Genomic DNA, 22,405 nt, shown 5'->3' on the forward strand with positions numbered 1-22,405 from the left:
TCGGACGACCCCTATGAGCAGGCGGTCGCAGTCGTGCTGCGCGACAAGAAGGCCTCGACCTCCTACATCCAGCGCCGCCTCCAGATCGGCTACAACCGCGCCGCCTCGATCATGGAGCGCATGGAGAACGAGGGCATCGTCGGCCCCGCTAACCACGCCGGAAAACGCGAAATCCTCGTCGAGACCCAGAACCAGCACGACGAATGACGCTCGTGACGGGCTGTGGGCCCTTGCGGCCGGGGAGGGCAGTCCTCAAATTGCCATGACGATGCTGCAACCTCGGCAGCATATCGCGCGTTGACCTTGGGCCAATCTGAGCCGACCCGTTTGTCGCAACGCACTTGCAAGGCCCGGCAGCGCGTTGGCCGAGGCACAGGGAGTGGAGCAGCTTGCTCAAGCACATGACCCCGGCGGTCCGGAAAATGGTTCTGGCGGCGACGTTTTTTGGCGGCGTCATCGCGGCTATGCCGCTGGCCGCCCAGCCTCTCCAGCTCCAGTCCCCTTCCCCTGCGAAGCCGGCCGCGGCCAAGCCCGTTGCCCCGCGTATCGTCCTGCCGCCGCCGCGCCCCGCCAATCTCGGCATGGCGCGAACCGCTGCAGCCGAACCGGCAGCCGTGCAGCCGGTTTCGTCCGGCTCCACTGCGACGAAGCCGCCCGAGGCCCAGCAACACGCCGCCGCGCCCGCGAAGGCCAAGGGCTCTGTCCCTGCCACACAGGAAGAGGCGATCGAGCGGCTCAACGCCTATCTCAACAGCTTCACCTCGCTGCAGGGAAATTTCATCCAGTTTGCCGCCAATGGCCGGCGGCTCGAAGGCCGCGTCTACATCCAGCGCCCGGGCAAGATGCGCTTCGAGTACGAGCCGCCCGCCACCACCGAAGTCATCGCCGACGGCACCTCGGTCGCCGTGCGCGACAAGCGCCTGGCGACGCAGGACATCTACTCGATCGGCCAGACGCCGCTGAAGTTTCTCGTGCGCGAGCGCATGGACCTGGCCCGCGAAGGCACCCTCACCGGCGCCAGCATCGACGGTGACATCCTTTCCGTCAGGATCGAGGACCGCTCGACGCTGGGCGGCACCTCGAAGATCACGCTGAAATACGATCTCGTCGCCAATGAGCTGCGGCAATGGATCGTGGTCGATCCGCAGGGCTACGAGACCTCGGTCGCGCTCTACAATCTCGACACCCAGCGCCGTCCCGATCCGAAGAAGTTCGTGATCGACTACCAGCGCACGCTCTAAGCGGCCCTTTCAACGGACCCGCAGGCGGACTTCGCGCCGGGGCTTGCCTTTTGCGCCCCGACGACCCAGTTTCCGGCCTCCTTCCCGCCGGAATTCTCGCGTGCAACTCACCGTCACCAGTTGGAACATCAACTCCGTCCGCTTGCGCATCGGCATGGTCGGCGAGTTCCTGAAGACCTACGCTCCCGACGTGCTCTGTCTGCAGGAGACCAAGACGCCGGACGAGCAGTTCCCGGCCAAGGCTTTCCAGCAGTTCGGCTATACCCATCAGGCCTTCATCGGCCAGAAGGGCTATAACGGCGTCGCCATCGTTTCGAAGCTGCCCTTCAGCGAGAAGGAGGCGATGTCGATGTGCGGGCGCAACGACGCCCGGCACATGACCGTGACGCTCGACAAGGCCGCGGGCGCCGCCGCCGGCATCGCCATCCATAACTTCTATATCCCTGCCGGCGGCGATATCCCCGATCCGGAGAAGAACGACAAGTTCGCCCACAAGCTCGCCTTCCTCGACGAGCTCGGCGCCTGGGGGGTGGCGAAGAAGCCGACCGATCGGCCGGCGATCCTCCTCGGCGACCTCAACATCGCGCCCTACGAGCACGACGTCTGGAGCCACAAGCAGCTCCTCGACGTCGTCAGCCACACGCCGATCGAGACCACGACGCTGGAGAAGCTGCGCAGCGAAACCGGCTGGACCGACGCCGCACGCACGCTGCGCCCGGAGCCCGAGAAGCTCTATTCCTGGTGGAGCTACCGCGCGCAGGACTGGGAAGCGTCGAACAGGGGCCGCCGGCTCGACCATATCTGGCTGTCGGAGGCGCTGAAACCGACGCTGCGCGACCTCGCCTTCCTGCGCGAAGCCCGCGGCTGGGAGCGCCCTTCCGACCATGTCCCGGTGACGGTGACGCTGGAACTCTGACAAGCTCTTTGGCGCGCAACGCCTGAGCGGACGGCGTCCCGGCCATGCCAGGTCGTCCTAACGGACCGCCGACGCATCGTGATATAGCCGCGGCAGTTTTCATTGCCGTGGCCGAAGCCGTTGCACCCGCCGCTCTCCACCTCCCTGTCCCTGCGCGATGCACTGCTCACCCTCGCGGTGATGGTGGTCTGGGGCACCAATTTCGTCGTCATCCGCATCGGCGTCGACCATTTCCCGCCCCTGCTCTTCGCCTGCCTGCGCTTTGCGTTCGCGCTGCTGCCCGCAGTTTTCTTCCTCAAGCGGCCAGCCGTTCCCTGGAGCAAGCTCGCTGCCTACGGTCTCCTGATCGGTGCCGGCCAGTTCGGCCTGCTGTTCATCGCCATCAAGGGCTTCATCGCGCCCGGGCTGGCCTCGCTGGTGGTGCAGTCGCAGTCCTTCTTCACGATCCTGCTCGCCGCCGCGATCACCCGTGAGCGCGTTCAGCCCTTCCAGTTCGTTGGCCTGCTGCTCGCCGCGGTCGGTATCGGCGTCATTCTCTGGCACGCGGACGGCACGACCACCCCGCTCGGGATCACCCTCGTGCTTGCCGCAGCGCTTTGTTGGGCCGGCGGCAACATCGTGTCGCGCAGCACCCCCGGCGTCGACATGCTGGCCTATGTCGTCTGGACCAGCCTCTTCGCCGTGCCACCCCTCTTCATCCTGTCTTGGCTCATCGAGGGTTGGCCGGCGATGCGCGACGGGCTGACCGGAGCCCCGCTCGCCGCCTGGGCAGCCGCGCTCTGGCAAGCCGTCGGCAATGTGATGTTCGGCTATGCCGTCTGGGGCTGGCTGCTCTCGCGCTATGCCGCCGCCACGGTCGCGCCAACCGCGTTGCTGGTCCCGGTCTTTGGCATGGGTGCCGCCGCCATTTGGCTGGGCGAGCCGCTGCCGGGCTGGAAGTTCCTTGCTGCCGGACTGGTCCTGTCCGGCCTGTGCATCAACATCCTCTGGCCGCGCTTTGCGGCGATCCGCGCCGCCAGGCATCCGCCATCATCCTGAGGGCACCGCGCTTACTTGCGGTCGATCGCGGCAAGCGCCTCTTGCACGGCCGAGAGCTCGCCGACGAAGCCACGCAGCCTGGTGCTGATCTCTGAGGCGATCGCCTCCGCCGAATCCGGCGATTCGCCGAGCACGCGCCGCATCACGCTGCGCGGCAACCGCATKACCCGCGTCGGCTCGCGCGCGATCGCGGTGACCTGCCGCGGCACCGAGGTGAAGAGCGCGAGTTCGCCGATCATGGCGCCGGGGCCGACGATCTCCTGCGCCGGCTGGCCGTCTTCCCGCGCCGTAACGGCGATCGCGCCCGACACCACCAGAACGGCCCCGTCCGAGGGCTCGCCGGCGCGGAACAGCACGTCGCCGGCACGCAGGATGCGGCTTTCTGCCRCGAAGGCGAGCAATCGCAGCGCGTCGCGCTCCATCAGGCTCAGCAGCGGCTGCCGGGCCAGCAGGGCCATATCGTCGTCGAGCGCCATCCGTCAGGGATTCAGCCGGTAGCCGCCGGCATCGGTCACGAGCAGGCGGGCATTGCCGGGATCCGGCTCGATCTTCTGCCTGAGACGGTAGATATGCGTCTCGAGCGTGTGCGTCGTGACCTGGCTGTTATAGCCCCAGACCTCCTGCAGCAGCACCTCGCGCGCGATCGGCTTGCGGCCGGCGCGGTAGAGGAAGCGCAGGATCGCGGTCTCCTTCTCGGTCAGCTTGGTCTTCGAGCCCTTTTCGCTGACGAGCAGCTTCGATCCGGGATGAAAGGTGTAGGGACCGACCTGAAAAATGGCGTCCTCGCTCGCTTCGTATTGCCGCAGATGCGCGCGGATGCGCGCCAGCAGCACGGCGAACTTGAACGGCTTCACCACATAATCGTTGGCGCCGGCCTCGAGGCCCAGCACCGTATCGGCGTCCGAGCCCTGGCCGGTCAACATCACCACCGGGCTCTTGAAGCCGTTCTTGCGCATCACCTTGACGGCCTCGCGGCCATCCATGTCGGGCAGCCCGACATCCATGACGACCAGATCGACGCGCTCGCCCTGCACGACCCTCACGGCAGCGGCGGCCGTGCCGGCCGTCGACAGCCTGAACTCCTCGTAAAGCGCCAGCTGCTCGGCCAGTGCATCGCGCAGGGTCTGGTCGTCATCGACCAGGAGAATATGATGGACGACGGACATGGGACGGTTCGCTCGGACGCAATCGTTACGGCAACATGAGCCCGCTGAGTCGTCATCGCAAGTCAGGCAGCCAGGAATCCCCTTGAGAAACCGCCCTTCCTTCCCCGCAGGCCCGCGCAAACTCTCATCGCTGCGGGTCTTCGCCTCCGTCCATGACCGCCGCAAGGGCTTCCTGATCGCCGGCTCGTCGGTGTTCCCTTGCGCGCTTGGTCGCTCCGGCATCCGCACCGACAAGCGCGAGGGCGACGGCGGCACGCCACGCACCGCCCTGCCGTTGCGCAGCGTCTTCTACCGGGCCGACCGCCTGGCTCGGCCGCGCACGCTGCTGCCGTCAAAGCGGATCGGGCCGCGCGACGCCTGGTGCGACGACGTGAATCACCGCCGCTACAATCGGCTGATCGACCGTCCGCCGGGCCAGGCCGAGGAGCGGCTGCAGCGAGAGGACCATCTCTACGACGTCGTCGTTGAGCTCGGCTGGAATGATCGGCCCGTGATTCGAGGGCGCGGCAGCGCGATCTTCTGGCATCTGGCCCGCCCCGGCTTCACGCCCACCGCCGGCTGCGTCGCGGTCGAGGGCCATGTCTTCGCCAAGGTGCTGCCGCGGCTGGCGCGCGATTGCCGGATTCTGGTCAGATAGGCCGAATTCGGCTAGAAGCAGCGGCGAGCACCGTCTCGATCATCCTCTTTGGATCAGCGGCCGCGCCCACGGGCACCGTCCCATGTCGCGGCACGATCCCAATCTGAGATTTGCGATGACTGATTCGGGTTCCTCGTTCCGCTTCGGACGGATCGCCGCGATGTTGCCGGTCGCCGATATGGCCCGCGCCTGCGATTTCTACATCGGCGCTCTCGGCTTCCGAAAAACCTTCGAGAACGGCAATCCCGTCGGCTTCACGATCCTGAAGCGCGACGCCGCCGAGTTGCACCTCACGCTCCAGCCCGGCCACAGGCCGGCAGCGTTCAACGTCGCGCATATGATGGTCGAGGACATCGACGCGGTGCACTCCCTCGTCCGCGAGCGCGGCCTGCGCATCGTCAAGGGGCTGCGCGACAAGGATTACGGCCTACGCGCCTTCGTCTTCGAGGATCCGGACGGCAACCGCATCGATGTCGGTGAGCCCCTGAAATAGACCGTCAATTCTCGGACGCAGCGAAACGCAGACCCGGGAATCTCATGCCAGGGCGGCTCTGGGTCCTCCCTATCGCAGAGATGCCCGGGTCAGACCCGGGCATGACGTCGAATTCATCCCCGTGCGCCAAAAATCGCGCTACCGACCCGCACATAGGTCGCGCCGAGCTGGATCGCCGCCTCGTAGTCGGCGCTCATCCCCATCGACAGGCCTTTGAGCCCGTTGCGGGCGGCGATCTTGGCCAGAAGGCCGAAATGCGGAGAAGGCGGCTCGTCGGCGGGGGGGATACACATCAGCCCCTCGATCGCGAGACCGTGAACCTCGCGGCAGCGGGCGATGAAGGCATCGACCTCCACCGGCAGGACACCGCCCTTTTGCGACTCCTCGCCGGTGTTCACCTGCACGAACAGCCTCGGCGCGCGGCCGGCCCGCGCCATCTCGCGCGCCAGTTCCTTCGCCAGGCTCTCCCGGTCAAGCGACTGGATGACGTCGAACAGCTCCACCGCCTCGCGCGCCTTATTCGACTGCAGCGGTCCGATCATGTGCAGTTCGGCATCGGGGAAGCGCTCTTTCAGCGCTGGCCACTTCGCCTTGGCCTCCTGGACATAGTTCTCGCCGAAGATGCGCTGTCCAGCCTCCAGCACCTCGATGATCTGTTCGGCCGGCTTGGTCTTGGAGACGGCGACCAGCGCAACCGAACCCGGCTTGCGCCCGAAATCGCGCTCGGTACGGCTGATCGCCGCCCGGATCTCAGCCAAACGCGTAACCGTATCGCTCATCTGCCAGCCTCTCATGCCCTGCGCGCCGTTGACCGCGTGCGCGCAATGGTGTCCTAGAGCAGGTTGCAAGATTCCGACATCCGGTTTTTGCATTCAGCCCCTGCGCCGGCCTGCCTCCGGGAACCGGCGAACCGCCAAGAATCGCCCGCTCAGAGAATTGCCCGCTGACATGGCCGTCGAACGTTACAATCCGAAAGAGTCCGAGCCGAAATGGCGCACCGTCTGGGAAGAGCGCAAGCTTTTCGAGACGAGGAACGACGACACGCGGCCGAGCTACTATGTCCTCGAGATGTTCCCCTATCCGTCGGGACGCATCCATATGGGCCATGTCCGCAACTATGCGATGGGCGACGTGGTCGCGCGCTACAAGCGCGCCAAGGGTTTCTCGGTGCTGCATCCGATGGGCTGGGACGCCTTCGGCCTGCCGGCGGAGAATGCCGCCAAGCAGAAAAAGGTCCATCCGCGCGAATGGACCTATGAGAACATCGCGACGATGCGCAAGCAGCTCAAGTCGATGGGCCTGTCGCTCGACTGGAGCCGCGAGCTCGCGACCTGCGACCCCAGCTACTACCGCCACCAGCAGAAGATGTTCCTGGACTTCCTGAAGGCCGGGCTGGTCGACCGCAAGACCGCCAAGGTCAACTGGGACCCGGTCGACGAGACCGTGCTGGCCAATGAGCAGGTCATCGACGGCCGCGGCTGGCGTTCCGGTGCGCCGGTCGAGATCCGCGAGCTGACCCAGTGGTTCTTCAAGATCACCGAATACGGTCAGGAACTGAACGACGCGCTCGACGGCCTGACCCGCTGGCCCGAGAAGGTCCGGCTGATGCAGAAGAACTGGATCGGTCGCTCCGAAGGCTTGCTGGTTCGTTTCGCACTCGAATCGAATGGTGCGGGGCAGGACGAGGTCGAGGTCTATACGACCCGCCCCGATACGCTGTTCGGCGCCAAGTTCGTCGCCATCGCGCCCGATCATCCGATCGCCAAGTCCATCGCGGCGAAGAGCCCCTCGCTGCAGGCCTTTATCGAGGAATGCAAGCGCACAGGCACGGCGCAGGAAGCCATCGACAAGGCCGAGAAGCTCGGTTTCGACACTGGCCTGCGCGCCGTGCACCCGCTCGATCCCAACTGGACGTTGCCCGTCTATGTCGCGAATTTCGTCTTGATGGAATACGGCACCGGCGCCATCTTCGGCTGCCCGGCGCATGACCAGCGCGACCTCGACTTCGTCAACAAGTATGGCCTGGGTAATACCCCTGTGGTAGCGCCGGAAGGCACCGATCCGGCTGGTTTCGTCATCACCGACACCGCCTATGACGGCGATGGCCGGATGATCAATTCCCGCTTCCTCGACGGTATGACCATCGCGGAAGCCAAGGAGGAGGTCGCGCGCCGGCTCGAGGGCGAAACCCGCGGCAACCGCCCGGTCGGCCAGCGCAAGGTCAATTTCCGCCTGCGGGACTGGGGCATCTCGCGCCAGCGCTACTGGGGCTGCCCGATCCCGGTCATCCATTGTTCCGACTGCGGAACGGTTCCGGTGCCGGATGCCGACCTGCCGGTGAAGCTGCCGGACGACGTCTCCTTCGACAAACCGGGCAACCCGCTCGACCATCACCCGAGCTGGAAACACGTCGCTTGCCCGCAATGCGGCAAACCGGCGCGGCGCGAGACCGATACGATGGATACCTTCGTCGATTCGTCCTGGTACTTCGCCCGCTTCACCGACCCGTGGCGCACCGAGAGCCCGACCGACCGCAAGGCCGTCGATCGCTTCCTCCCGGTCGACCAGTATATCGGCGGCGTCGAGCACGCGATCCTGCACCTGCTCTATTCGCGCTTCTTCACCCGGGCGATGAAGAGGACCGGCCATGCCGGCCTCGACGAGCCCTTCGCTGGTCTGTTCACCCAGGGCATGGTCGTGCACGAGACCTACCGGGCCGCCAATGGCGACTGGGTCGAGCCGGGCAATGTCCGTATCGAGGTGGCCGGAAACGACCGCCGTGGTTTCGACGTCGAGACCGGCGCTCCGATCGAAATCGGCTCGATCGAGAAGATGTCGAAGTCGAAGAAGAACGTCGTGGACCCCGACGACATCATCGCGTCCTACGGCGCCGACACCGCCCGCTGGTTCATGCTCTCGGATTCGCCGCCGGATCGCGACGTGATCTGGACCGACGAGGGCGTGCAGGGCGCCGCCCGCTTCGTCCAGCGTCTCTGGCGTCTCGTCGCCGAGATCGCCGAACGCACCGGCGGCAAGGCCGAGAAGCCTGCCCAGGTCGGTGATGCCGCGCTCGCGCTACGCAAAGCGAGCCATCGCGCTCTCGACGCGGTCGGCGCCGATATCGAGCGCCTCGGCTTCAACCGTTGCGTCGCGCATATCTACACCCTGACCAATGCCATCGGTAAGGCGCTGGACGCTGCGGCCGAGAGGCCCGAGCTCGATGCCGACATCGCCTTCGCGCTGCTTGAAGCCGCCACGATCGTCACCCAGCTCGTGGCACCGATGATGCCGCATCTGGCCGAGGAATGCTGGCAGGCTCTCCGCCAGCCTGGCCTCGTCGGCGAAGCCTCCTGGCCGGAGGTCGAGCCCGCACTGCTGAAGGACGACAGCGTCACGCTGCCCGTCCAGCTCAACGGCAAGAAGCGGGCTGAGGTGACGGTTCCGGCCGATGCCGATACGGTGGCGGTGGAAGCCGCCACCCGCGCCAGCGAAGCGGTTCAGCGGGCCCTCGAAGGGCGCGCCATCCGCAAGATCATCGTGGTTCCCGGGAGAATCGTGAATGTCGTCGTCTGAAGCCGCTCTTTCCCGCCGGACGCTGCTCGCAGCCGTGCTCGCCGCGGCAGCGCTCGCTGGAGGCTGCTTCCAGCCGCTCTATTCCGAGAACACGACGAGCACGGTCGGTGGCAGCGTCAAGACCGCGCTTCGCAGCATCGAGATTCCAGAGATCAAAGGCCTGGTGGGCCATTACTTCCGTAACGAGCTCGTCTTTGAGTTCGACGGCAGCGGTGATCCCGACGCGCAGAGGAAGCTGAGGCTCGATGCCAATATCGCGGAATCCGTCGAGGTCGTCACGGTGGATTACATCAATGGCCGCGCCGATTCGGCGGTGCTCGTCGCTACCGCAACCTGGAAAGTGACGCGCATCGGGACGGGTGAAGTCGTCTCCTCCGGCACCAATTCCGTCCGCGCGCCCTATGAGCGCTCCGGACAGCGTTTCGCCACGCTGCGTGCAGCACGTGACGCACAGATCCGCGCCGCGAAGAACCTCGCCACGATCATCCGGGGACAGATCGCCGCCGATCTCACCTCCTGACCTGCCATGGTCGCGATCAAGGCGCATGAAGCCGAACGGATACTGGCGCGCCTCGATCCGGCCTGGCGCCTTGTCCTGATCTACGGACCTGACGCCGGGCTCGTCTCCGAGCGGGCGGGCACATTGGCCCGCGCCAGCGTCGATGATGCCAGCGATGCTTTCCAGCTCATCCGCATGGATGGCGACGCCGTTGCCGCCGACCCGCTGAAGCTCGCTGACGAAGCCAACACTATCGGCCTTTTCGGCGGCCGCCGCGCAATCCGCGTCTCTCCGACATCCAAACCCCTGCTGGCGGCGGTCGAGCCGCTGCTGGCGGTGCCTTCGCAGGATGCCCTCGTCATCGTCGAGGCGGGCGACCTGCAGCGCACGAACCCACTGCGCACCGCCTGCGAGAGAGCCAAGACCGCGCTCGCCGTGCCCTGCTATGGCGACGCAGCCCGCGATCTCGGCTCGATCATCGATGAAATGGTACGCGGCGCCGGTAAGTCGATCGACCGCACCAGCCGGGAGCATCTCGCCGGTCTTCTCGGCGGCGACCGCCAGACATCCCGTCGCGAGATCGAAAAGCTCCTGCTTTATGTCGGAACCGACCCTGCCGTGCGGGAAGAGCACATCGACGCTATCGTCGGCGACACCGCCCAGCGCGAGCAGGCCATGCTCGTCGATGCGGTCTTCGCGGGAAAGCTGCCGGTGCTCGACCTCGCTCAGGCCAAGCTCAGCAGCGAGGGATTGGACGCCGGTGTGATGCTCGGCACGGTGCTTCGCCAGGCGCTGGCCTTGCTCAAAGCGCGTCAGGCTGTCGATGCCGGGAAGGGGGTCCGAGACGTCGTCGGAACGATGCGCCTACCTTACCCCCGCATTGCCACAACCGAGGCTGCACTGAATGCCTGGTCCAGCGCCAAGCTGAACGAAGCTGTCGGCCTACTCGGCAATGCGATCCTGGCCACGCGCCAGAATGCCGATATGGGTCGCGCCGTCGCGACCCGCACATTGTGGACGTTGGCTCGGCTCGCCCGCAGCGGCCGGCCCGAGTGATCAGGCCTTGAGCCGGTGGCAGAGCGCGTCGAGTTGTTCGAGCGTCTTGTAGCCGATCCGGACCTCCCCCGATCCGTTGGCGCGATGCGCGATCGAAACTGAGAGACCAAGCGCGTCTTCCAGCGCCTTCTCAAGAGCCCGCGTATCAGGATCCTTCTCGACCTTCGGCTTCGACAGCGCGACGCTCTTTGTCGTCTCGCCCCGTGCTTCTTCCTGCACGACACGCTCGATATCGCGGACGCTCATGCCTTCGTCGACGATCCGGCGCGCCATCAGTTCCGGCTCCGAAACGGAGAGGAGGGCGCGGGCGTGACCCGCCGAAACCGCGCCTTCGCTGACCATCTTGCGGACGGATTCGGGCAACTTCGACAGACGCATCGTATTGGCGACGTGGCTGCGGCTCTTGCCGATGACGCGTGCCAGATCGTTCTGCGTATAACCGAACTCGGCGATCAACCGCTCATAGCCGGCAGCTTCCTCGATCGCGTTGAGGTCGGTACGCTGAACGTTCTCGACGATCGCGATCTCCAGCGCTTCGCGGTCGTCCGCCTCGACCAGAATCACCGGGACATCGTGCAGTTCGGCGCGCTGCGCCGCCCGCCAGCGCCGCTCGCCGGCGATGATCTCGTAGGCATCGACCATGCCGGGGATCGAACGCACGATGATCGGCTGCAAAATGCCACGCTCGCGAATCGAAGTCGTGAGCTCGTCGAGATCCTCCTCCACGAAGCTGCGGCGCGGATTGCGCGCGCTCGGACGCAGGAACTCGACCGGCACTTTGCGTTGGCCCCGCGCCCGCTCGATTGCGCCGATTTCCTCCCCGACGTCACCGATCAGCGCCGCCAGACCACGGCCCAGGCGTGAGCGCCCCTGTTCTTCGGCCATCGCCATCCTCGTTACCTCACCATTTCGTTTCGTCAGGCCGCGGCGCGCAGAGCGCGCTCCCGCTTGATCACCTCCGACGCCAATCGCAGATACGCCTGCGAACCCGAGCAGCGCAGATCATAGAGCAGCGCCGGTTTGCCATAGGACGGCGCCTCGGAAACCCGCACGTTTCGTGGGATTACCGTCTCATAAACCTTATCACCAAGGAAACTCTTCACATCCGCCATGACCTGACCCGACAGATTGTTGCGCGGGTCGAACATGGTCAGCACCACGCCCTGGATCATCAGCCGCGGATTGAGTCCCGCGCGAACCTGCTCCACCGTCTTGAGCAGTTGGCTGAGACCTTCAAGCGCGAAAAACTCGCACTGCAGCGGCACCAAAACGGCATCAGCGGCCGTCATCGCGTTTATCGTGATCAGGCTCAGCGAAGGCGGGCAGTCGATCAGGACGTAAGTTAGATCCTGGCAGCGCTGGTCGTAGCATAATTCGTCAATCGCACTCTTCAACCGATGAGCGCGATCCTTGGCCGATGCGATCTCCAGTTCGACGCCGAGCAGGTCCAGCGTCGAGGGCGCCAGAGACAGGCCCGGTACGGCCGTGGGCTGGAGCGCCTGACCCAGGCCGACATCGCCGCAGAGAACATCGTAAGTCGAGGACTTCCGGCTACGGCGATCGACGCCGAGTCCGGTCGAGGCATTGCCCTGCGGGTCGAGGTCGACGATCAGGACCTTCTCGCCGATCGCGGCCAGCGCCGTGCCGAGGTTGATCGCCGTGGTCGTCTTGCCGACGCCACCCTTCTGATTCGCAAGCGCGATGACACGCGGGCGGCGCTGCGGTGGCGCAGATCTGAGTTCCGTCATGGATCGGCTCGTCTCTCGGCCGAGCGGATCATCAGGATTCGCGCGGCATCATCAGTCACGGAGGAAACCGTTGTCGCCTGAATCTTCCAATATCTGGCCGAGTCGGTCAATTCCGCATCTAGATGTTGTCCCTTGGGAAAGAGCCCAAGAGTGCCGGTTCTCAACAGCTCTTCGCACCAGTCGAGGAGCTTCGTCAGCGGCGCTAGCGCCCGGGCTGTCACCACATCGGCCTTGCCCGCGAAATCGCCGATCACATCCTCGATACGAGCGGCATGGACCTTGACCGGCGCGCCGGTAACCCGCGCCGCGTGGCGCAGAAACGCGCATTTGCGAGCATTGCTCTCGACAAGATCGATCTGACCTCGGCCACGCTCCGCAAGGCAGATACCGATCACCAGCCCCGGAAAACCGCCGCCGGAACCGAGATCGAGCCAGCGTTCGCGTTCGGGCGCGAGGCTGAAGATCTGCAGCGAGTCCGCGATATGGCGTGTCCAGACATCCGCCAGCGTCGTGGAGGAGACCAGATTCTTGGCCGCCTGCCAGCGCTCGAGCTCCGCCACGAGCAGCGCCAGGCGCTCCTCTGTTTCACGTGAAACAGGCGTCAAGCGCAAAGCGCGCTGCCTGTCGGTCTTTTCAACAGTCACGTCGATCCTGTGGATAACGGCGCCGGGAGCCGGCCCTTCCGTGCGTGTGCGGCCAACAGCGCCAGAGCTGCGGGCGTCATGCCTTCGATCTTGCCGGCCTGCGCCAGGTCCGCTGGGCGCAGCGCGGCGAGCTTTGCCTTGATCTCGTTCGACAGGCCCGAAATCATGTCGAGGTCGAGATCAGCCGGAACTTTCAATGACTGGTCGCGTCGATAAGCCTGGATCTCCGCAGCCTGCCGGTCGAGATAGACCGCATAGACTGCATCCGCGGTAACACGCGCCGTCACGGACGCAGAATAACCCTGCAGCTCAGGCCAGATCGCAGCAAGCCGCTCGAAACCGACATCGGGATAAGACAGGATTTGGTAAGCGCTGCGTCGCACTCCGTCCCGGTTGAGCTGCAGGCCAACGCCCTCTGCCTGCCGAGGCGTCAACCACAGGCTCTGCAAGGTCTGGCTCAAAGCAGCGATTTCGCCGCGGCGTGCCTCAAAGGCGGCATGCCGGGCTGAGCCGACCACGCCGAGCTTCGTGCCGAAGCCGGTCAGCCGCTCATCCGCATTGTCCACGCGCAGCGACAGGCGAAATTCCGCCCGCGACGTGAACATTCGGTACGGCTCCGTAACGCCGCGCGTGACGAGATCGTCGACGAGCACGCCGATATAGGACTGTGTTCGGTCGAAAACCACGGGCTCAGCGTCGCCAGCCAACCGTGCCGCGTTCAGCCCTGCGAGCAGTCCCTGGGCGCCCGCCTCCTCATAGCCCGTCGTTCCATTGATCTGGCCGGCCAGGAACAGGCCACCGACGGCGTGCGTCTCCAGCGTGTTCTTCAACGCCCGCGGATCGACGAAATCGTATTCGATCGCATAGCCCGGCCGCTGCATCGTGGCGCGCTCGAGACCGGGGATGGTCTTCAGCAGACCCAGCTGGACATCCTCGGGCAGCGAGGTCGAGATGCCGTTCGGATAGACCGTGTCGTCATCCAGCCCTTCAGGCTCCAGAAAGATCTGGTGTCCGTCGCGATCGCCAAACCTGCCGACCTTGTCCTCGATCGACGGGCAATAGCGCGGGCCGCGCCCTTCGATCTGACCCGAGAACATCGGCGCGCGATGCAGATTGGCGCGGATCAGCTCATGACTCGCCAGCGTCGTGCGCGTGATACCGCAGGAAATCTGCGGATTGGTGATCGCCGTAGTCAGCGCCGAGAACGGCTCTGGCGGCTCGTCGCCCGGCTGCATCTCAAGTGCAGCCCAGTCGATGCTCCGACCGTCGAGACGGGGAGGGGTTCCGGTCTTCAGACGCCCGAGCGGGAAGCCATAACCCTCCAGCGTCGCCGAGAGTCCGAGCGACGGTGCCTCACCGACCCGCCCGGCCGGGATCTTGGTCTCGCCGATATGGATCAGCCCGCGCAAGAAAGTCCCCGTCGTCAGCACGACCGTTCCGGTTCCGAATCGGCGCCCATCCGCAAGGATGACCGCTACAACGCGGCCAGATTCGATCTCGAGGTCGAAGACTTCGCCGGCGACGATATCGAGACCGGGCTGCTGGGCGAGCAGCTCTTGCATGGCTTGGCGGTAGAGCTGGCGGTCGGCCTGGGCGCGGGGCCCGCGCACCGCCGGTCCCTTGCGACGGTTGAGCATGCGAAATTGGATGCCCCCAAGGTCGGCCGCGCGGGCCATCACGCCGTCGAGAGCGTCGATTTCCCTTACGAGATGACCCTTGCCGAGACCGCCGATCGCGGGATTGCAAGACATCACGCCGATGGTCTCGGGCTTGTGCGTCACCAAGGCTGTACGCGCGCCATAGCGCGCCGCCGCCGCAGCCGCTTCTGCCCCGGCATGGCCGCCGCCGACGACGATGACGTCGTAGTGCTGCTGATGATGGATGGACATGCCATTTTCGCTAACGAAGCCGGGGAGGCGGGTCAACGGCAATCGCTACAAACCGGGCGGATCATCCGCTCGGGCTTACTTTCCGATGCAGAATCCGGCGAAGAGCTGGTCGAGCACATCCTCGACATCGATGCGGCCGACCAGCCTCTCGAGCGCGACGACCGCCAGGCGGATATCCTCCGCAAGCAACTCACCCTGGCCATGATCGGCGGTGACCGCACGCTCCAGCGCCGCGACCGCATCGCTCACCGCGACGCGATGGCGTTCACGGGTCAGCAGCGCAGGCTCCGTCTGACCGAGATCGCGCAGCCGTGCCACGATCTCCGCGAGCAGGTCAGGGATTCCCTCTCCGGTTTTCACCGAGATCGCACGTTCCCCCGCCAATGCTTCCCCACCAAGATCCGACTTCGTCGCGACTGCCAGTGTCGAAGCTTCTTGCTCGATTCGATACGTATCCGAATCGATCCCGCGCAGGCTCAGTACGAGATCGGCGCGCTCCACCAGCGCGCGTGCACGCTTGACGCCTTCGGCCTCGATCGGGTCGATGCTGTCGCGCAGTCCCGCCGTATCGATCAGGATCACCGGCAAACCTTCCAGGTCGAGGCGTACTTCCAGAGCATCGCGCGTCGTGCCGGCAATCGGAGACACGATAGCAACCTCGCGCCGGGCGAGCGCATTGAGCAGGCTCGATTTGCCGGCATTGGGCGGGCCGGCCAGCACCACGACGAAGCCCTCGCGGACACGTTCGCCCATGGTGAAACTGCCGAGCGCCTCACGCAGCGAGATCAGAACACCGCCGGCCAAGGCAAGTGCCTGATCCTGAAGCGGACCCGCAACATCGCCCTCGTCTGAGAAATCCAGCTCGGCGGCGAGCAAGCTCATCGCCTCGATCAACTCTCCGCGCCAGCGCTTGGCGACGAAGCCGAGGGCGCCGTCCATTTGGCGCAGGGCCTGTTTGCGCTGCCATTCCGTTTCCGAATCGATCAGGTCGGCCAAGCCTTCGACGGCTGCGAGATCGAGCTTGCCGGCCTCGAAGGCTCGCCGGGTAAATTCTCCGGCTTCCGCGAGTTTTACTCCCGGTAGTACCGTCAGTATGGCCAGTAGTTCCGCGAGAACGGCGCGCGAACCGTGGACATGAAACTCCGCGACATCCTCGCCGGTGAAGCTCGCCGGTGCCGCGAAGAACAGGACGAGCGCCGTATCGACGGCCATACCTTTTCCATCCGAGAGCCGGCGGAGTGTCGCCATGCGCGGCGGCGGTATGACTCCCGCTACGGTCTCAAGGACGAAACGAACCCGCGGACCGGAGACCCGCACGACCGCCACACCGGCCCGGCCAGGCGCCGAGGACAGCGCCACGATCGTCGGATGGGCTTCGTAGATGTGCGTCTCGGTAGCCGTCATGCTGGTCATTCGCTGGTCGGTATCAGGGGTGCCAGCACAGCTGTGCCTTGCCCGGGCAGCGCGTCAAGCTTGCATGCTCTGGGCCGGCTGTGCGGCCGCGTCCCGGCCGATCGCGCGTAGGCACAAGAAGCCCGATGTGGAGCTGGGGAGCGACTGGCCAACGATGCTCCATGCGGGAGCCCGAAGATAGGCGACCGTTCGGATTCGTTTCGATTACGAATCGAGTCCTTCCGGGAAATCTTTCTCGCGGTTGTAACGGGAGTAAATTGGTCGCCATATAGATTAGTGGCGCCGGCGGTAGCTGCGCCACAAACAAATTCGCCGCCGTCCGACCGCTTCTGCGCGATCGATACGGCGGCGAATCGAATGCCGGATCGGGTGGACCCGTCAGGTATTCATCGAGTCGAAGAATTCCGAGTTCTGCTTGGTCTGGCGCAGCTTGTCCAAAAGGAACTCGATCGCATCCTGCGGTCCCATCGGGTTGAGGATACGGCGCAGCACATAGGTCTTCTGCAGGTCGGAGCGCGGCGTGATGAGCTCCTCCTTGCGGGTGCCGGACTTGATGATGTCGATAGCCGGGAAGATGCGCTTGTCGGCCACCTTGCGGTCGAGAATGATCTCGGAGTTGCCCGTTCCCTTGAACTCCTCGAAGATCACTTCGTCCATGCGCGAGCCGGTGTCGATCAGCGCTGTCGCGACGATGGTGAGCGAGCCGCCTTCCTCGATATTGCGGGCGGCGCCGAAGAAGCGCTTCGGCCGCTGCAGGGCATTGGCGTCGACACCACCGGTCAGCACCTTGCCCGAGGACGGAACCACGGTGTTGTAGGCGCGGCCGAGGCGGGTGATCGAGTCCAGCAGGATGACGACGTCGCGGCCATGCTCGACCAGACGCTTGGCCTTCTCGATGACCATCTCCGCGACCTGGACGTGGCGCGAGGCCGGCTCGTCGAAGGTCGAGGACACGACCTCCCCCTTCACCGAGCGCTGCATGTCGGTGACTTCTTCCGGCCGCTCGTCGATCAGCAGAACGATGAGATAGCACTCGGGATGATTGGTCGTGATCGACTGGGCGATGTTCTGCAGCAGCACGGTCTTGCCGGTGCGCGGCGGCGCGACGATCAGCGCGCGCTGGCCCTTGCCGATCGGCGCCACGATGTCGATGACGCGTGGCGAGAAATCCTTCTTGGTCGGATCCTGCACCTCGAGCTTCAGCCGCTGGTCCGGGTAGAGCGGCGTCAAATTGTCGAAGTGGATCTTGTGCTTGATCTTCTCCGGGTCCTCGAAATTGATCGAGTTGACCTTGAGCAGGGCGAAATAGCGCTCGCCATCCTTGGGGCTGCGGATCGGCCCCTCGACCGTATCGCCAGTCCGCAGACCGAACTTCCGAATCTGCGAGGGCGAGACATAGATGTCGTCGGGACCCGGCAGATAGTTCGAATCGGAGGAGCGCAGGAAGCCGAAGCCGTCCTGCAGCACCTCGACCACGCCCTCGCCCAGGATCTCGGTCTCGCGTGCGGCGAGTTGCTTCAGGATGGCGAACATCAGCTCCTGCTTGCGCATCGTGCTGGCGTTCTCGACCTCCACCTCCTCGGCAAAGGTCAGAAGTTCGGTCGGCGATTTGATCTTGAGCTCTTGGAGCTTGATTTCCCGCATGGGGCACCCGGATCGTGAACGCCCTGCGAATCGGCAGGGGTGGGGACTGTACTGGAGTGATCGACTTCGGCCCTGACCGGACCTGCGCGGGGGGTGCGCGACCTGAGCTGCTGCTAGGGCAGATCGCTCACGAACAGTCGACAACAAGGGAGGACGCTGGAGAAGCGCAGCTCCTGATAGCGGGAATCGCGGCCGGGCTCAAGCGGGAAGAATCGTCTGCGTTAGAACGGTTTCACGATGACGAGAATGACGATGACGAGCATCAGCACAGCCGGCACTTCGTTGAGGATGCGGAAATAGCGGGGAGATTTCTGGTTCTTGTCCTCGGCGAAGGCGCGGACATGCTTCACCAGCACCCCATGGATACCGGAGAGGATCAGCACCAGCAGCAGCTTGGCATGCAGCCAGCCGCCTTTGAAGGCGAAGCCGTACCAGGCGAGGTAGAGACCGAGCACCCAGGTCAGGATCATCGCCGGGTTGATGATGCCCTTCAGCAGCCGGCGCTCCATGATCTTGAAGGTCTCGGACTGGATCGAGCCGATCTGAGCCTCGGCATGGTAGACCATCAGCCGCGGCAGATAGAGCATCCCGGCCATCCAGGAGATGACCGCGACGACGTGGAAAGCCTTGATCCACTCATACATATCCTGACCCTCAGCCCCGCACGGCCTTCAGCAGCCGCTCGACATGGGCGATTGGCGTATCCGGCAGGATGCCATGCCCGAGATTGAAGACGAACGGCCCGCGACCGAAGGCTGAGAGGATCGCCGCGATTTCCTTCTCGAGCTCCGGGCCGCCAGCCCTCAGAACGAGCGGATCGAGATTGCCTTGCACGGGCAGCCTCGTCTGGATGGCGTCGCGCGCAAAGTCCCTATCGATATCGGATTCGAGCCCGACCGCATCGACACCCGTTCCAGCAACATAGTCCGGGATCAGCCGGCCGGCTCCGCGTGGGAACCCGATGATGCGGGCATGGGGGTGAACCGCGCGCACGCCCTCTACGATCCGCCGGGTCGGCGCGACGCACCAGCGCCTGAAATCCTCCGGTCCCAACGCGCCTGCCCAACTGTCGAAGATCTGCACCGCATCGACGCCGGCGGCGATCTGGGCGTTGAGATAGCTCACGGAGGCAACGACGATGCGATCGATGATCGCCTGGAACAGTTCAGGGTCCTTCGCGAACAGGGCCTTGGCAGGTCCCTGATCGGGCGTGCCGCGGCCGGCCACCATATAGGTCGCCACAGTCCAGGGAGCCCCGCAGAAGCCGATGAACCCCGTCTCGCGGGGCAAGGCACCACGCACCCGCCGCACGGTCTCCAGAATGGGATCCAGCTTGGCGCCATCGGCGAGCTGATCGATCTCTGCCAGTCTTGCGGCATCCGCGACGGGTTCCAGCCGCGGACCTTCGCCCTCTGCGAACCAGAGCTTCTGCCCGAGTGCCTGCGGCACGACGAGAATATCCGAGAACAGGATCGCGGCATCGAAGCCGAAGCGCCGGATCGGCTGGAGCGTCACCTCGGCAGCGAGCTCGGGGTTGTAGCAGAGCGCAAGGAAGCTGCCGGCCTTGGCCCGAAGCTCGCGATACTCCGGCAAATAGCGCCCCGCCTGGCGCATCAGCCAGATCGGAGGAACAGGCAATTTCTCGCCTGCCAATGCCCGAAGAAAGAGCGGCTCTGCGCTGATCGTTCCAGGGGCTGGATGGCTCATCCCGTATCCTCACTAAAAAGAGATTCTATGAAAGATTCTCTTTTTCTTTGACTCTTGGACAGGGGAGATAGCCCGGCCCAATCCTGTCCACAACCGTTCCACAGGTGGTGGGACAGCCGGTCGCGGGTCTCAGGCTCGAACGATCGGGTGTTAAGGCTTTATTAACGAATTGGAATCCGCTTCCGCTCCTGCGGCGGCCAGAATGATTCACGTGAAACACTTCCTTAACCATGCACAGTCCGGCGTCTGTTGACGAACAGGGCGGGTTATACAGGCGCTCTCGCCACCACCGGCCAGAGACCGGGTTGTCCACACCACTCCCCATGCCCCGGGAAAACTCGGAGCGGCCATGGTGCGGACGCTTTCGGATCGAATGCCTGATTCCGATCCGGCCGAAAGCGCGCTAGATGAAGACAAGAGCGCTTCAGGCCGGGGGACGCCGTGGTCCGCAACTATTTCCATCTGCATCTGGTTTCAGACGCGACCGGCGAAACCCTGATCGCCGTCAGCCGTGCCGCAGCGGCACAATATGAGAGCGTGTCCGCTATCGAGCATGTCTACCCGCTGGTGCGCTCGGAGGCTCAGCTCGCCCGCGTTCTGGCCGAAATCGAATCCTCACCCGGCGTCGTGCTCTACACGCTGGTCGAACCTGAATGGCAGGAAAAGCTCGAGAACTTCTGCCGCGAGCTGGGCTGCCCCTGTCTCTCGGTGCTGCAGCCGGTGCTGTCGCTGTTCCAATCCTATCTCGGCCAGGCCTCCGCGACGAAGCCGGGCGCGCAGCATGTTCTCAATACCGAGTACTTCCGCCGGATCGATGCGATGAACTACACGCTGCTCCATGACGACGGCCAGATGGGCGGCGATCTCGACAATGCCGACGTCATCCTGGTCGGCATCAGCCGGACGTCGAAGACACCGACGAGCATCTATCTCGCCAATCGCGGCATCAAGACCGCCAATATCCCTCTCGTTCCGAATATTCCGCTGCCTGTCGAACTGGAGAGCGCCAAGAAGCCGCTGATCGTCGGCCTGATCGCCAGCCCCGATCGTATCGTCCAGATCCGCCAGAATCGGCTCCTGTCCCTACGCGCCGACGATGAGACATCCTATGTAGATCCGGCGGCCGTTGCCGACGAAGTCTCGCAGTCGCGCCGGCTCTGCGCCCGCAAGGGCTGGCCGGTCATTGATGTGACCCGTCGCTCGATTGAGGAAACCGCAGCATCGATCGTCGACCTGCTGCGCGACCACCGCATGAAGTTCATCGCGACATGATCATTTCCAACAGTCTTTGGCTCGAAGCACAGCCCTTGATCCTCGCCTCCGGGAGCACGGCCCGCCGCGACATGCTGGCTGCGGCCGGCATTCCGGTAGAGGTGCTGAAGCCCGAGATCGACGAGCGCGCGGTCGAGCATCCGCTGGTCGAGCAGCATGTCCCGGCAGACCAGATCGCAGCGGCGCTTGCCTGCGCCAAGGCTCTCTCTGTTTCGAACGCGCGGCCCGGTCGTCTCGTCCTCGCCGCCGACCAGACCCTGACCTGCGACGGGATCACCTTCCACAAGCCGGTCGACAGCTTCGCAGCTGCCGAGCAGATCGCGGAGCTCGCCGGCAGGACGCACGAACTCCACTCCGCCTTCGTCCTGGCGAGGGATGGCGCGCCGATCGCCGAAGGGCGCGAGACCGCGCGGATGACCATGCGTTCTCTCGATTCCGACTTCATCGGGCTCTATGTCGATCTGGTCGGCCCTGCGGCCCTGTCCAGCGTCGGCGGCTATCAGCTTGAGGGGCTGGGCGCCCAGCTCTTCGATACCGTCGAAGGCAATCACTTCACCATCCTTGGCCTGCCCTTGCTTGCCGTTCTCGCCGCCCTGCGCGATCTCGGCTGCCTCGCCCGCTGACCGGACTATCCCATGCCGCCTCGCTGCTTCGTTGTAGGACACCCCATCGCTCATTCGCGCTCGCCGATGATCCATGGCGAGTGGCTCCGCCACTACCGGATCGCCGGTTCGTATGAGCGTGTCGACGTCGCACCGCCCGATCTGCCCGCCTTCATCCAGCGCCTGCGCGACGGTGAATTCGCCGGCGGCAATGTCACCGTGCCGCACAAGGAAGCAGTGATGGTGCTGGTCGATGAGGTCAGCGATGCCGGCCGGGCGGTCGGCGCGGTCAACACGCTCTGGCGCGAGGGCAATCGCGTATTGGCTGATAACAGCGATGTGCCGGGCTTCCTCGCTCATCTCGATGCGACTGTGCCGGATTGGCAGGGGCGTGTCGGAACAGCACTCGTCCTGGGCGCCGGCGGGGCCGCGCGCGGCATCTGCTACGGGCTGAAGTCGCGGGGCGTCGACCACGTCGTCGTCGTCAATCGCAGCCGCGAGCGCGCAGAGGAATTGGCTGCTGCCTTGGGGCGGCCGCTTGAGACCGGAGACTGGGATCAGCGCGACCGGCTAGTCGGGCAGGCCGATCTCATCGTGAACGCGACGGCTTTGGGCATGCAGGGCAAACCGCCGCTGGAGATCGATCTCGCGGCGCTCCGGCCCGGCACCATCGTCGACGACATCGTCTATGCGCCTCTCAAGACGGCGCTCCTCGCGGAGGCCGAGAGTCGCGGCGGCATTCCGGTCGATGGTCTGGGCATGCTGCTGCATCAAGCCGTACCGGGCTTCGCTCGCTGGTTCGGCGTAACGCCGGAAGTGACGCCGGCCCTGCGCGCCCTGATCGAAGCCGATATCCTGAAGACCTGA

23 protein-coding genes are annotated in these 22,405 nt (G+C 64.9%); 12 read left to right on the forward strand and 11 right to left on the reverse strand.

All coding sequences use genetic code 11. The features are described 5' to 3' along the window. From AC1DE3_RS27170 to AC1DE3_RS27185, 4 genes are all read left to right on the forward strand, one after another. Nucleotides 1-207 (forward strand): DNA translocase FtsK (locus tag AC1DE3_RS27170; RefSeq protein ID WP_476852952.1); only part of this gene is annotated, 207 nt, incomplete at its 5' end. Between the two features lie 182 nt (nucleotides 208-389). Continuing rightward, the gene (locus AC1DE3_RS27175) at nucleotides 390-1,241 is read left to right on the forward strand and encodes a LolA family protein (RefSeq protein ID WP_476781167.1); all 852 of its coding nucleotides are present in this window, start codon (nucleotides 390-392) and stop codon (nucleotides 1,239-1,241) included. 100 nt (nucleotides 1,242-1,341) lie between these two features. Continuing rightward, on the forward strand, nucleotides 1,342-2,157 hold the full coding sequence (gene xth / locus AC1DE3_RS27180; RefSeq protein ID WP_476781166.1) for an exodeoxyribonuclease III: 816 nt from the start codon (nucleotides 1,342-1,344) through the stop codon (nucleotides 2,155-2,157). Between the two features lie 102 nt (nucleotides 2,158-2,259). Beyond that, the gene (locus tag AC1DE3_RS27185; RefSeq protein WP_476781165.1) at nucleotides 2,260-3,195 is read left to right on the forward strand and encodes an EamA family transporter; all 936 of its coding nucleotides are present in this window, start codon (nucleotides 2,260-2,262) and stop codon (nucleotides 3,193-3,195) included. Between the two features lie 11 nt (nucleotides 3,196-3,206). On the opposite strand, the gene AC1DE3_RS27190 is transcribed toward AC1DE3_RS27185, so the two are convergent. Both AC1DE3_RS27190 and AC1DE3_RS27195 read right to left on the reverse strand, forming a co-directional pair. Next, nucleotides 3,207-3,671: a cyclic nucleotide-binding domain-containing protein gene (locus AC1DE3_RS27190; RefSeq protein WP_476852953.1), complete on the reverse strand. Its 465-nt coding sequence runs from the start codon at nucleotides 3,669-3,671 to the stop codon at nucleotides 3,207-3,209. Nucleotides 3,672-3,674: 3 nt separating this feature from the next. Next, nucleotides 3,675-4,361 (reverse strand): response regulator transcription factor, encoded by a 687-nt coding sequence (locus AC1DE3_RS27195; protein ID WP_476781163.1) that lies wholly within the window; start codon nucleotides 4,359-4,361, stop codon nucleotides 3,675-3,677. A gap of 82 nt (nucleotides 4,362-4,443) precedes the next feature. On the opposite strand from AC1DE3_RS27195, the gene AC1DE3_RS27200 reads away from it, so the two are divergent. Continuing rightward, on the forward strand, nucleotides 4,444-4,998 hold the full coding sequence (locus AC1DE3_RS27200; protein WP_476781162.1) for a L,D-transpeptidase family protein: 555 nt from the start codon (nucleotides 4,444-4,446) through the stop codon (nucleotides 4,996-4,998). 115 nt (nucleotides 4,999-5,113) lie between these two features. Next, nucleotides 5,114-5,491: a glyoxalase superfamily protein gene (locus AC1DE3_RS27205; protein ID WP_476781161.1), complete on the forward strand. Its 378-nt coding sequence runs from the start codon at nucleotides 5,114-5,116 to the stop codon at nucleotides 5,489-5,491. A 113-nt stretch (nucleotides 5,492-5,604) separates the two neighbouring features. On the opposite strand, the gene AC1DE3_RS27210 is transcribed toward AC1DE3_RS27205, so the two are convergent. Beyond that, on the reverse strand, nucleotides 5,605-6,270 hold the full coding sequence (locus AC1DE3_RS27210) for a YggS family pyridoxal phosphate-dependent enzyme (RefSeq protein WP_476781160.1): 666 nt from the start codon (nucleotides 6,268-6,270) through the stop codon (nucleotides 5,605-5,607). 169 nt (nucleotides 6,271-6,439) lie between these two features. On the opposite strand from AC1DE3_RS27210, the gene leuS reads away from it, so the two are divergent. From leuS to holA, 3 genes are read left to right on the forward strand one after another with little or no spacing between them, the layout of a single operon-like run. Next, nucleotides 6,440-9,064, forward strand: a complete 2,625-nt coding sequence (gene leuS / locus AC1DE3_RS27215) for a leucine--tRNA ligase (protein ID WP_476797982.1) — start codon at nucleotides 6,440-6,442, stop codon at nucleotides 9,062-9,064. Next, nucleotides 9,051-9,584 carry a hypothetical protein gene (locus AC1DE3_RS27220; RefSeq protein ID WP_441514243.1) on the forward strand — a complete coding sequence of 178 codons (534 nt, stop codon included), beginning with the start codon at nucleotides 9,051-9,053 and terminating at the stop codon, nucleotides 9,582-9,584. The genes leuS and AC1DE3_RS27220 overlap by 14 nt, the downstream gene beginning before the upstream one ends. 6 nt (nucleotides 9,585-9,590) lie before the next feature. Continuing rightward, complete coding sequence (gene holA / locus AC1DE3_RS27225) at nucleotides 9,591-10,619, forward strand: DNA polymerase III subunit delta (protein WP_476781158.1); 1,029 nt, start codon at nucleotides 9,591-9,593, stop codon at nucleotides 10,617-10,619. Here the strand turns inward: holA and AC1DE3_RS27230 are convergent, their stop codons facing one another. The 8 genes from AC1DE3_RS27230 to hemE form a co-directional block, all read right to left on the reverse strand. Next, on the reverse strand, nucleotides 10,620-11,504 hold the full coding sequence (locus AC1DE3_RS27230) for a ParB/RepB/Spo0J family partition protein (protein ID WP_476781157.1): 885 nt from the start codon (nucleotides 11,502-11,504) through the stop codon (nucleotides 10,620-10,622). It lies immediately after the preceding gene. Between the two features lie 32 nt (nucleotides 11,505-11,536). Beyond that, entirely contained in the window at nucleotides 11,537-12,367 is an 831-nt protein-coding gene (locus AC1DE3_RS27235; protein ID WP_476781156.1) for a ParA family protein, read from the reverse strand. Beyond that, nucleotides 12,364-13,017, reverse strand: coding sequence for a 16S rRNA (guanine(527)-N(7))-methyltransferase RsmG (rsmG, locus tag AC1DE3_RS27240; RefSeq protein WP_476781194.1), 654 nt, complete (start codon nucleotides 13,015-13,017; stop codon nucleotides 12,364-12,366). The genes AC1DE3_RS27235 and rsmG overlap by 4 nt, the downstream gene beginning before the upstream one ends. Next, a complete protein-coding gene (gene mnmG, locus AC1DE3_RS27245) occupies nucleotides 13,008-14,900 on the reverse strand; it encodes a tRNA uridine-5-carboxymethylaminomethyl(34) synthesis enzyme MnmG (RefSeq protein WP_476781155.1) in 1,893 nt (630 codons plus the stop codon). The genes rsmG and mnmG overlap by 10 nt, the downstream gene beginning before the upstream one ends. A gap of 75 nt (nucleotides 14,901-14,975) precedes the next feature. Beyond that, nucleotides 14,976-16,304 carry a tRNA uridine-5-carboxymethylaminomethyl(34) synthesis GTPase MnmE gene (gene mnmE, locus AC1DE3_RS27250; RefSeq protein WP_476781154.1) on the reverse strand — a complete coding sequence of 443 codons (1,329 nt, stop codon included), beginning with the start codon at nucleotides 16,302-16,304 and terminating at the stop codon, nucleotides 14,976-14,978. Nucleotides 16,305-16,691: 387 nt separating this feature from the next. Continuing rightward, nucleotides 16,692-17,957: a transcription termination factor Rho gene (gene rho / locus AC1DE3_RS27255; RefSeq protein ID WP_441514236.1), complete on the reverse strand. Its 1,266-nt coding sequence runs from the start codon at nucleotides 17,955-17,957 to the stop codon at nucleotides 16,692-16,694. A gap of 221 nt (nucleotides 17,958-18,178) precedes the next feature. Next, complete coding sequence (gene hemJ / locus AC1DE3_RS27260) at nucleotides 18,179-18,601, reverse strand: protoporphyrinogen oxidase HemJ (protein ID WP_476781153.1); 423 nt, start codon at nucleotides 18,599-18,601, stop codon at nucleotides 18,179-18,181. Nucleotides 18,602-18,611: 10 nt separating this feature from the next. Continuing rightward, a complete protein-coding gene (hemE, locus tag AC1DE3_RS27265; RefSeq protein WP_476852954.1) occupies nucleotides 18,612-19,664 on the reverse strand; it encodes a uroporphyrinogen decarboxylase in 1,053 nt (350 codons plus the stop codon). A 441-nt stretch (nucleotides 19,665-20,105) separates the two neighbouring features. On the opposite strand from hemE, the gene AC1DE3_RS27270 reads away from it, so the two are divergent. Genes AC1DE3_RS27270 through AC1DE3_RS27280 form a run of 3 tightly spaced genes read left to right on the forward strand, consistent with a single transcriptional unit; the run spans nucleotide 20,106 to nucleotide 22,405 of the window. Beyond that, entirely contained in the window at nucleotides 20,106-20,936 is an 831-nt protein-coding gene (locus AC1DE3_RS27270) for a pyruvate, water dikinase regulatory protein (protein ID WP_441514233.1), read from the forward strand. Next, on the forward strand, nucleotides 20,933-21,559 hold the full coding sequence (locus tag AC1DE3_RS27275; RefSeq protein ID WP_476781151.1) for a Maf family protein: 627 nt from the start codon (nucleotides 20,933-20,935) through the stop codon (nucleotides 21,557-21,559). The genes AC1DE3_RS27270 and AC1DE3_RS27275 overlap by 4 nt, the downstream gene beginning before the upstream one ends. 12 nt (nucleotides 21,560-21,571) lie before the next feature. Then, nucleotides 21,572-22,405 (forward strand): shikimate dehydrogenase, encoded by an 834-nt coding sequence (locus AC1DE3_RS27280; protein WP_476781150.1) that lies wholly within the window; start codon nucleotides 21,572-21,574, stop codon nucleotides 22,403-22,405.

Source organism: Allobosea sp. 10L417, from assembly GCF_056395485.1.

What these genes read in the sequence shown, in the direction of transcription:
- AC1DE3_RS27195 (WP_476781163.1), bottom strand. Translation starts at nt 4,361, where the DNA reads ATGTCCGTCGTCCATCATATTCTCCTGGTCGATGACGACCAGACCCTG.
- AC1DE3_RS27205 (WP_476781161.1), top strand. Translation starts at nt 5,114, where the DNA reads ATGACTGATTCGGGTTCCTCGTTCCGCTTCGGACGGATCGCCGCGATG.
- AC1DE3_RS27210 (WP_476781160.1), bottom strand. Translation starts at nt 6,270, where the DNA reads ATGAGCGATACGGTTACGCGTTTGGCTGAGATCCGGGCGGCGATCAGC.
- leuS (WP_476797982.1), top strand. Translation starts at nt 6,440, where the DNA reads ATGGCCGTCGAACGTTACAATCCGAAAGAGTCCGAGCCGAAATGGCGC.
- AC1DE3_RS27220 (WP_441514243.1), top strand. Translation starts at nt 9,051, where the DNA reads ATGTCGTCGTCTGAAGCCGCTCTTTCCCGCCGGACGCTGCTCGCAGCC.
- holA (WP_476781158.1), top strand. Translation starts at nt 9,591, where the DNA reads ATGGTCGCGATCAAGGCGCATGAAGCCGAACGGATACTGGCGCGCCTC.
- AC1DE3_RS27230 (WP_476781157.1), bottom strand. Translation starts at nt 11,504, where the DNA reads ATGGCCGAAGAACAGGGGCGCTCACGCCTGGGCCGTGGTCTGGCGGCG.
- AC1DE3_RS27235 (WP_476781156.1), bottom strand. Translation starts at nt 12,367, where the DNA reads ATGACGGAACTCAGATCTGCGCCACCGCAGCGCCGCCCGCGTGTCATC.
- mnmG (WP_476781155.1), bottom strand. Translation starts at nt 14,900, where the DNA reads ATGTCCATCCATCATCAGCAGCACTACGACGTCATCGTCGTCGGCGGC.
- mnmE (WP_476781154.1), bottom strand. Translation starts at nt 16,304, where the DNA reads ATGACGGCTACCGAGACGCACATCTACGAAGCCCATCCGACGATCGTG.
- rho (WP_441514236.1), bottom strand. Translation starts at nt 17,957, where the DNA reads ATGCGGGAAATCAAGCTCCAAGAGCTCAAGATCAAATCGCCGACCGAA.
- hemJ (WP_476781153.1), bottom strand. Translation starts at nt 18,601, where the DNA reads ATGTATGAGTGGATCAAGGCTTTCCACGTCGTCGCGGTCATCTCCTGG.
- hemE (WP_476852954.1), bottom strand. Translation starts at nt 19,664, where the DNA reads ATGAGCCATCCAGCCCCTGGAACGATCAGCGCAGAGCCGCTCTTTCTT.
- AC1DE3_RS27275 (WP_476781151.1), top strand. Translation starts at nt 20,933, where the DNA reads ATGATCATTTCCAACAGTCTTTGGCTCGAAGCACAGCCCTTGATCCTC.
- AC1DE3_RS27280 (WP_476781150.1), top strand. Translation starts at nt 21,572, where the DNA reads ATGCCGCCTCGCTGCTTCGTTGTAGGACACCCCATCGCTCATTCGCGC.